Below are 7,622 nucleotides of genomic sequence, written 5' to 3'. Positions count from 1 at the left end.
AAGATGGCTTCCCCTCGGCAGTTCATCAGAGCTAAATCAACCTAGCCGACCTGTCCGGTGAAATGGGGTGCACTCCAAGTGCAGACAACGCGAGCCCGGTGCAGAACGTGCCTCCGGCAAACCCACCTAGCGCGACAGCCCAAATAAATTTATCTTTGTACTGTTCTGGACTTTTTTCCTTCATACTCTATGCCGGGCGGCCTTTAGAGAGCGGTTTCCCGGCGCGCAGCAGTTTTTCGTCAAGCGCAGCCTTCCTTTCAAGGGCTAACGCGGGCCGCTCGTAGAAATGCTCGAAGCACTCTTCGATCACCTCTAAGCACCATTCTGCCTCTTCTGCCTCAACCGGAATCACCTGAAGAGTTGTGACATCATTCAATGGATGAGCCGAAAAATTACCAAAGTGCCGAACAGCGTCAATCGTTGTACGCAGATTGAGCGGAATCGACTTCGTCAAATCCCGCTCGTCGAGTAGGTCGTTGATCTGTTTGACGAGGTCCTTTTTATTGTAACCCTCTTTTGTGAGAATTCCTTGCAAGCATCGCCGCGATAAGGCGGCTGAAGCCTTCGGGCTCACCGCCAAAACTGCGCAGGCTTCGAAGTAATCCTCTTTGAGAGCTGCGGGAACATGCAAGGATAAACGAGTTGTTCAAGAGCATTCAGCCAATTATCGAAAATTGGACATTCACTCCTGACTGTTGCTAGCCCGATATCGATCATCGCCACGTTGCCATGCAGAACTTTTTGATATCCCGGTAATGCAGCTAACAGTCGTTTTGAAGGAGCAGTCTGATAACTGTCGTTGATATGTTCGGGAGTCTCGAAGGCCGCCCTTATGGTCGTGAAATCTGATGCGAGTGCCGGCACTCCCATAGAATGGGCCATTGTCGTCGGGTCACTGAAGAGCAACCCTTCGAATTCGTGCATAGCAACGAAAGGAATGAAGCGATCGGCCAAGTTGGCATGCTTATGCCATTGATGGCATGCGGGACGAGACAGCCTATGAGATGGAACGCGATTTTCTGTCGCCGGTCGACAGCAAAGCAGCTTCAGCTCTCAACTCGCTTAAACAAGGTGAAGCGCTGTCGGAAGCGCAGCGCGGTGCTTGGTCGATGTTCATCGCTTCGCTGATATGCCGAATGCCGGAAGATGTAAGGCTCATAAAGCAAATGCTAGCCGAATTGGGGCGGGGCACTGCGCCGTCACTAAGAAGGTTTTATGATGCGTCTATCCCGTTCGCGTTTTATCTATGTTGGCTCTCGTCTGACTTTATCAACAATCAGCTACCAAGCACCGGCCATGTGGTCGCCGCTGCAGCCTACATTTATCTCGGTTTCGTCGGGCTATGGGCCTATCGCATCCTGTTTAGTTATACGAAGTGGGCATTCCCTCTTGTTGAGATTACCGATCAGTCCACCCGTCCAGCGTTACATCGAAAAGTCTGCTGGGCTATAATTTGCGTTGTGTCCGGAAAGGTCTTCTGGGACGTAGCAGACCCCATCCTATCCATCAGAGGGATGCTGGCCTTCTAGGCGCGGCACAAGGGGAATGACGTGGCCATTGGCGAGTTCGAAATATGGAAGCTAGAGAAAGCGTCGGCATCTCAAGTTACCAAAATCAAACCCTCATACGCTGGTCATCTAATGCGATGTTGATGAGAGGTACATAACGCGGTACGACTTGAGGTACGAGGTTGCCCGTAAGGCTTTGAAATTACTTGGGTAAAAAGAGTTGGCTGGGGAACCTGGATTCGAACCAAGATTAACGGAGTCAGAGTCCGTCGTTCTACCGTTGAACTATTCCCCAACGCAGTCGAAGTCGTCGTGCGGCTTCGCTGAGGCGTCGTATAAATGATTTGTCTCGCTATGCAAGCCAAAAATTGCGCTTTTCCAAATGATATTGAAGCTCGTGGTGTTTTTGTTGCGCCGCGAATTGCTCGCTGGACCAATGCGGTATGAAAAAGGCCTTTTCCACACCCATGGAGGAGAATTGGAAAAATCCCGCCCATAGATGTGCAAATTTGAAAGCGGAGGTTTGCTCCCTATCAGCGATTTGCAGATCTTTGTACTTTTATGCGCTCCACGATTTCCTTCAATTCGGAACGTTCGACATCATTTAGCGCCTCGACACCAGGAATGCGTACTGGACCCACGTCTGTACCGAGCATTCCAAGCGCCTCCTTGACGACGGTGACGTTTGCGCCATTAAAATATTTCGTGCGTAGTGCTTCGAAGCCAGCAATCCCATCTATCAAGTTTCGTGCTTCTTCGTAATTCCCTGCGTCCAGCGCCCTGTAGATGGCATGCGAGCGCTCTGGAAAAACGTTTACCAGTCCGGAGGTGAATCCGCGTGCTCCCATGGCATAAAATGCTGGTGCCCAGCCTTCGGCTAGGCCACAGACCCAAATCGTGGACGTGTCTTTGGTGGATCGAATGACCTCTGCGAGCAGCATGAGGTTGCTGGATGCGAATTTGATGCCAGCAATATTTGGATGCAACGCCAGTTGCCGGAAGTCGCTGACCGACAAGTTGTCGCTACGCACGTAGGCGATGACAGGAACCGTCGAAGACGTTGCCAGATCCAGAAAGTACTTTGCCTGGTAGCTTGGCCCGGCAAAGGGGTCCATCGGATGATGTCCCATTATGGCGTCGGCGCCCTCGGCGATGGCATCGCGAGCCAATGCTTTTGCTTCGGTCAGTGAGCGACCTACCGCGGCACTGACTAAGGCTTTTCCGGCCGCCGCCATGATTGTTGTGCGATGTACGAGGCGAACTTCGTCCATGGTCAGAGTAAAGAACTCCCCGGTATTGCCGGCTGCCATCAAATTGTGGACGCCCGCATCGGCGAGACCGGCAATCAGCGTTGAAAGCTTCAACGTATCCACGCTTCCATCAGCCGCATAAGGTGTGACTGGCACACCTGATATTCCCGTCAACGCCTTGCGAACTTTGTCCATTGCTGAATTCACCGTATTTCCTCCCGCGTATTGAAAATCATGCTCAAATAAGTATTCCCGGAACGTATCACGTGGTCACGCATCGCTCTCTCAGCCTCATCGCTCTCGCCTGAGATGATTGCGGTAGAAATGGCAATGTGTTCCGCCAGTGCTTTCGCACACTCTGACGGGTCCAGATGGATGATCCGGCGAATGCTGGCGTCGTAGAACCGCTGCCGCTCGATCATCCGGGCCAGATATCTGCATTCGGATGCGGCATGAATTTGGTCGTGAAATGTCTCGTTGAGTTCGATGAGGTCGTCGGCCGCTGCGTTTAAGCTGGCGGTTCGCATTCTGTCGATCGTCTGTTCCAGGGCGCGGACAGCATCCTGCGTGATACGTTTTGCTGCAAGGCGCGCGATCATGGATTCGAGTGCTGCGCGCGCCAGTATTGTTTCTTCTGCCCAGTCTGCATTGAAGCGAATGATGATGCCACGTCTTGCTAGAGTCTCGACAAGTCCTTCTGCCTCGAGTTGGCGAAGAGCCTCCTTGATAGGTGTTGTGCTGACCCCAAGCTGCTCTGCGAGCTGCCGCTCGTTTACGCGTTCATCAGCAGCAAAGCGACCCGATAATATGGCGGTTCGAAGCGCACGATGGACATGGTCTCTGAGCGTCGTCAGGAATTGTGGATCGAGCCGCTCGATGCGTTCCTCTGATGCGGGCAGACCTATGGTATTGAGCATTACGAGGCCTCTGAACGGCTTGAATCCCAGCGTTGAAATCTGATATATCAGATTTCAATACCTGTCCAGATCATTAATCCCTTTATTAGGAAGGCTGGGAAATCGGTGAATACGTAGCTTTTAGCCGGGCAATATAACGTCTACCAGATGATGAATATTCGCCTCAATCACTCCTGTGGCTGCCAGACCATGTGGATGAGGGGAGGGGCCAGGGATGCGACCCGGAAGCCTAGCTTTTCGTAAAGGGGCTGATTGTTGCTGGGACCGAAAATCGGCGTCGATAATGTGAGAGATCGCCTGCCGCGTCTGGCGGCGGCCTGCAGGCCACGAATAACGTTGGAGCCAATGCCGGTGGTTCTAGCCGCTGACACGACTTCGATCTCGCTGATCCGCCAGTCTGCATATCCCAAGTCCAAGACGACACGCCCGACCTTTTCTCCAAGCTTTTCTATCAGCAGATCAAGATGCTCGGGGTAGACCGCTTCCTGACCGTTCCGCATGATAGAGTATTGCTGCTCAAACAGATCGCGTATGAAATCCTTTTTGCCTTCTGCCCAAGCAAGCCAAGGGCGCGCCTGCATGAAGAGTTCCAGAAGAAAATCCTGGTCGGTTGGTCGGCAAAAACGCAAGGTCAAGCCGCCGGAAATATCAAAGGAGCCGTTGAAACCATTCATAGATTTACCTGTTGAACATCATCGAGCGAAAGAGGCCGCTTTCACCTCTTGATCCTGAGCACCTTTCAAAACCAAGACCGATTGGGATCAATTGAAGATGATCTCTAATACGGCGGTATCAGCTCGGTCGCTAATCACCCGGCCGATGTGAACCGGCCCGACTGTACCGATTGTTTCGTGTTGGATAGTGAATATCCCATCGTTTCTGGGCGGCATCTGGTTCGCGGCTGTCTCAAACAAGAGCCTGAAAGCCGTTCTCGCGGTTCCTGGCATGGTGCCACGCGGATATTTTCTGCAATCCGCAAGCTTGACCATGAGGACCGTGTCGCCGTCTCCCAGCAAGGAGAAATCGGCTCCGATATGCGGAAGAAACACCTCCGCAGAGAGACGTTGAATGTCCATAACGCTTCAATCTCCCCTATTCGCGGGTAGGGTATATCCCGTTCATGCATATGATGAAGTTGATGGCCTGTGATGAGGGGCGAATATCTACAGGCGCTCCGCCTCCGGCTGTGCCAACGGTCACGGTTCCCCCAGTCACCACGCCCGGAACCGTAATGCTAAGCTCAGGTATGGACGGAGAGCCGTCCAGCGAAGCGCTGACGCCCCCAAGTGACACGGGATTCGAACTTGTTGCTGCGTAAATTTTTGTCGTGGCACCACCTGTGGTGGCTAGATATGTTCCTGCTGTCGCTAGATTGGAGGTAGCAGTGGACGTCGAGACGTCCAGCTTTGCCGATACTGTTTGATTGCCAGTCACTGCCGCCGTTTTGAGGTCGAGGTCAGTTTTCGTTGGCGCAAAGGTCGTAGTGTGTGAGTGGACGGGCATTTGCGAAATGGAAAGGGCTTGGGCGTCGTTGCCGGACTTGGTGCCGATGGCATAGTTTAGGTTCCCGCCATCCTTCGCACCCCAGCCGATCGGCACGCGACCCCGGAGATCCGGCAAGCCGAAAGAGGTCTTTCCGTCGCCGCCATAATAGTTCGCCAAAAGCGAGAACACTGCCTGATACTGATTGACGTTGACTTGCTGCCCCCAGCAGAGTTGCCAACCGTATGGATTGAAATTGAAACCCGTTGGCAAAATAGTTGCAATGAAAGCATCCATTTTTATTCTCCTATGGCGTGCGCACTGAAAGATAGCGGTTGTTACTATCGAATCAATTTATAAGTGCATTAACATAAATATGCAATCTAGAATAATTTCCATTATGCTTCAGGAAGTGCCTTACCGTTCTTGCCATTCAAATGTCTTTGTTTTGTTTACACTTTTTGAATCTCACGCCAGTCTAGCTTCCCGTCGTCTTTGCGTCATGACATACGGCATGGAAGCTGATCCACCTCCCGCAACCCTTTAGTTGCAATTAGGTTGTGACCGACGCGCCACATGAGTTGAATTATGATTCGCTTAGGTCATCTACTGGTTGTTAATAATCTGGCTAAGTCATGCGAATCTCGCTACCTGAATAATATGTATTGTTGTCCTTATGTAACCTGCGGGGGCAGGTGGGATGGCTAGGGTGCGGGGAAAATCGGGTGACGTTAAAAAAGCGCGTAGTCTCAGTCGGTTTGCGTTTTGCAGCCTCTATTTTTAAGGTGTTGCGGGCATGGTCGTTTTTAAGGGCACTCATAACTCTGTTGATGTACGCTGGCATTGCGGTACCCGCACACGCTCTCTCTAATACATGTACCGCAATCAACACAGACTGGGGTACCAGTCAGACATTCGCTCCCCCAAATGGCATGCGAGAATCGCCGTACGAGGTCTATTCAAGCTTTGACGTTGGCGAGACGTTGAGCTGGACAGCAAGTCACTCTGGCACTGCGTTGGCAAATAGCACGGCAACTGTTGCACTAGTTTTTCCAAACTATGATTACATATTAGTCGTTGGCACCGACGATGACCCAAATTTTTCGAAATCCGGTACTTACACGATAACAAGTTCCGCACCTCCTTTCGATGCGTTTAACGTAGAGGTCGATGTCGACAATCAACTGCCGGGTACGTCCAGCGCCGTTACCATTCAGGTTGTCTGTTATGATAGCAGCGCCCCAACAATCACGTCTTTGAGCCCGCGCGGCGGGTCGGTAAGCGGTGGAACTTCGGTCACCGTAGAAGGCACCGCTTTCGTTGGCGTCAGCGAAGTATCATTCGGTGGGGTACCTGCGTCCAGCTATACAGTCGTTAGCCCAACCAGGATCGTGGCTATTGCTCCAGCGAATGTTTCGGGTGCTGCAGATGTCAATGTATCCAACGGCAATGGTGCGGCTTCGCAAAACCAGAGTTTCATTTACGCTGAACTGCCCGTCATCTCGCCTGCTGCCGGTGCTCTCACAGCGGGAATTGTTGGAGTTAACTATAATGCCGCGACGTTTTCCGCCTCAGATGGCGTCGCACCCTATAGTTTCGCAGTCGCTGATGGCGATACGCTGCCAGCGGGATTATCACTCAGCGTCACAGGTGAAATTACCGGGATTCCAACAACGGCGGGAAGCTATAATTTCACGGTTGTCGTGAAAGATGATATAGCTCAGACGAACGCCGCAGCGTATACGATGGAAATTGCCGAACTGCCGATTGTTGGCGCCGTTTCCGCGCCTGTTGCAGCCAACAGTGCAGACAATGTGATTACGCTGAGCCTTTCGGGTGGCGCAGCGACCTCGGTTGCTGTTTCAACCCAGGCAACGAAGGGTGTCGCGACGGCATCCGGCACGGCGATAACCTACACTCCAAACCCAGGTTATTCCGGGGTCGACAGCTTCAGCTATACCGCCACCAATGATGCCGGTACCTCTGCATCCGCAACTGTCACGATCACCGTATCGGCTCCGACATTCGCTATTTCACCGGCATCAGGTGCCCTGACCAGCGGAACCCAGAATGTCTCCTATTCCAGCGGCGCAATTGCCGTATCGAATGGAATGGCTCCCTACACATTTGTGCTCGCCAGCGGAGATGCGCTTCCCGCAGGTTTGGCTCTTGATGCAGCCACTGGCGAAATCTCGGGCACACCGACATCGATGGGGAGCGCCAGCTTCACGATTGATATCACCGACGTCAACACGGTGTGCCCGGCTCCGTGAGTTATACACTTGCTATCAGCGAGCAGCTTCCGATTGCCGGTGCTGTGTCTAAAACGGTTGCGGCGAACAGTTCGAACAATGCGGTCGCGATTGCTATCTCGGGAGGGGCGGCAGTCTCGGTGGCAATTGATACGCAAGCGACGAAAGGTACGGCCACAGCCTCCGGCACCTTGATCAGTTACACCCCGAACA

The 7,622-nt window shown here is 52.6% G+C and carries 10 protein-coding genes and 1 tRNA gene; 3 read left to right on the top strand and 8 right to left on the bottom strand.

The window, feature by feature from the left end; translation table 11 throughout:
- Positions 1-187: 187 nt before the first annotated feature.
- Both ATO67_RS22080 and ATO67_RS22740 read right to left on the bottom strand, forming a co-directional pair.
- Entirely contained in the window at positions 188-535 is a 348-nt protein-coding gene (locus ATO67_RS22080) for a DUF4145 domain-containing protein (protein ID WP_245304067.1), read from the bottom strand.
- Positions 536-570: 35 nt separating this feature from the next.
- Entirely contained in the window at positions 571-996 is a 426-nt protein-coding gene (locus ATO67_RS22740) for a DUF4276 family protein (protein ID WP_280940040.1), read from the bottom strand.
- A gap of 8 nt (positions 997-1,004) precedes the next feature.
- Here ATO67_RS22740 and ATO67_RS22075 point away from each other — a divergent pair, with 8 nt between their 5' ends.
- Positions 1,005-1,529: a hypothetical protein gene (locus ATO67_RS22075; RefSeq protein ID WP_157940870.1), complete on the top strand. Its 525-nt coding sequence runs from the start codon at positions 1,005-1,007 to the stop codon at positions 1,527-1,529.
- Between the two features lie 200 nt (positions 1,530-1,729).
- Here ATO67_RS22075 and ATO67_RS22070 read toward each other — a convergent pair.
- From ATO67_RS22070 to ATO67_RS22045, 6 genes are all read right to left on the bottom strand, one after another.
- Positions 1,730-1,803: transfer RNA gene (locus ATO67_RS22070), tRNA-Gln, on the bottom strand.
- Positions 1,804-2,041: 238 nt separating this feature from the next.
- On the bottom strand, positions 2,042-2,953 hold the full coding sequence (locus ATO67_RS22065; RefSeq protein WP_067654033.1) for a dihydrodipicolinate synthase family protein: 912 nt from the start codon (positions 2,951-2,953) through the stop codon (positions 2,042-2,044).
- Between the two features lie 8 nt (positions 2,954-2,961).
- On the bottom strand, positions 2,962-3,675 hold the full coding sequence (locus tag ATO67_RS22060) for a GntR family transcriptional regulator (protein WP_067654030.1): 714 nt from the start codon (positions 3,673-3,675) through the stop codon (positions 2,962-2,964).
- Positions 3,676-3,842: 167 nt separating this feature from the next.
- Positions 3,843-4,349: a GNAT family N-acetyltransferase gene (locus ATO67_RS22055; RefSeq protein ID WP_067654027.1), complete on the bottom strand. Its 507-nt coding sequence runs from the start codon at positions 4,347-4,349 to the stop codon at positions 3,843-3,845.
- A gap of 87 nt (positions 4,350-4,436) precedes the next feature.
- Positions 4,437-4,751: a DUF6916 family protein gene (locus ATO67_RS23955; RefSeq protein WP_067654024.1), complete on the bottom strand. Its 315-nt coding sequence runs from the start codon at positions 4,749-4,751 to the stop codon at positions 4,437-4,439.
- Between the two features lie 16 nt (positions 4,752-4,767).
- Positions 4,768-5,454: a phage tail protein gene (locus ATO67_RS22045; RefSeq protein ID WP_067654021.1), complete on the bottom strand. Its 687-nt coding sequence runs from the start codon at positions 5,452-5,454 to the stop codon at positions 4,768-4,770.
- A gap of 635 nt (positions 5,455-6,089) precedes the next feature.
- Between ATO67_RS22045 and ATO67_RS22040 the strand changes: the two genes are divergently transcribed.
- Together ATO67_RS22040 and ATO67_RS23410 are read left to right on the top strand one after the other, a co-directional pair.
- On the top strand, positions 6,090-7,430 hold the full coding sequence (locus ATO67_RS22040; RefSeq protein WP_067654018.1) for a putative Ig domain-containing protein: 1,341 nt from the start codon (positions 6,090-6,092) through the stop codon (positions 7,428-7,430).
- A partial coding sequence (locus tag ATO67_RS23410; protein WP_210176181.1) for a hypothetical protein occupies positions 7,427-7,622 on the top strand: 196 nt, incomplete at its 3' end. The genes ATO67_RS22040 and ATO67_RS23410, both read left to right, overlap by 4 nt.

Source organism: Agrobacterium bohemicum (assembly GCF_001562555.1).
GTDB classification, from domain to species: Bacteria; Pseudomonadota; Alphaproteobacteria; order Rhizobiales; family Rhizobiaceae; genus Agrobacterium; species Agrobacterium bohemicum.
The sequence above is the reverse complement of the archived record's forward strand: the minus strand, read 5'-3'. Positions and strand labels throughout refer to the sequence as shown.

Bases quoted from the DNA above. Each gene is read 5' to 3' on its own strand.
- ATO67_RS22075 (WP_157940870.1), top strand. From the start codon at position 1,005: ATGGAACGCGATTTTCTGTCGCCGGTCGACAGCAAAGCAGCTTCAGCT.
- ATO67_RS22065 (WP_067654033.1), bottom strand. From the start codon at position 2,953: ATGGACAAAGTTCGCAAGGCGTTGACGGGAATATCAGGTGTGCCAGTC.
- ATO67_RS22060 (WP_067654030.1), bottom strand. From the start codon at position 3,675: ATGCTCAATACCATAGGTCTGCCCGCATCAGAGGAACGCATCGAGCGG.
- ATO67_RS22055 (WP_067654027.1), bottom strand. From the start codon at position 4,349: ATGAATGGTTTCAACGGCTCCTTTGATATTTCCGGCGGCTTGACCTTG.
- ATO67_RS23955 (WP_067654024.1), bottom strand. From the start codon at position 4,751: ATGGACATTCAACGTCTCTCTGCGGAGGTGTTTCTTCCGCATATCGGA.
- ATO67_RS22045 (WP_067654021.1), bottom strand. From the start codon at position 5,454: ATGGATGCTTTCATTGCAACTATTTTGCCAACGGGTTTCAATTTCAAT.
- ATO67_RS22040 (WP_067654018.1), top strand. From the start codon at position 6,090: ATGCGAGAATCGCCGTACGAGGTCTATTCAAGCTTTGACGTTGGCGAG.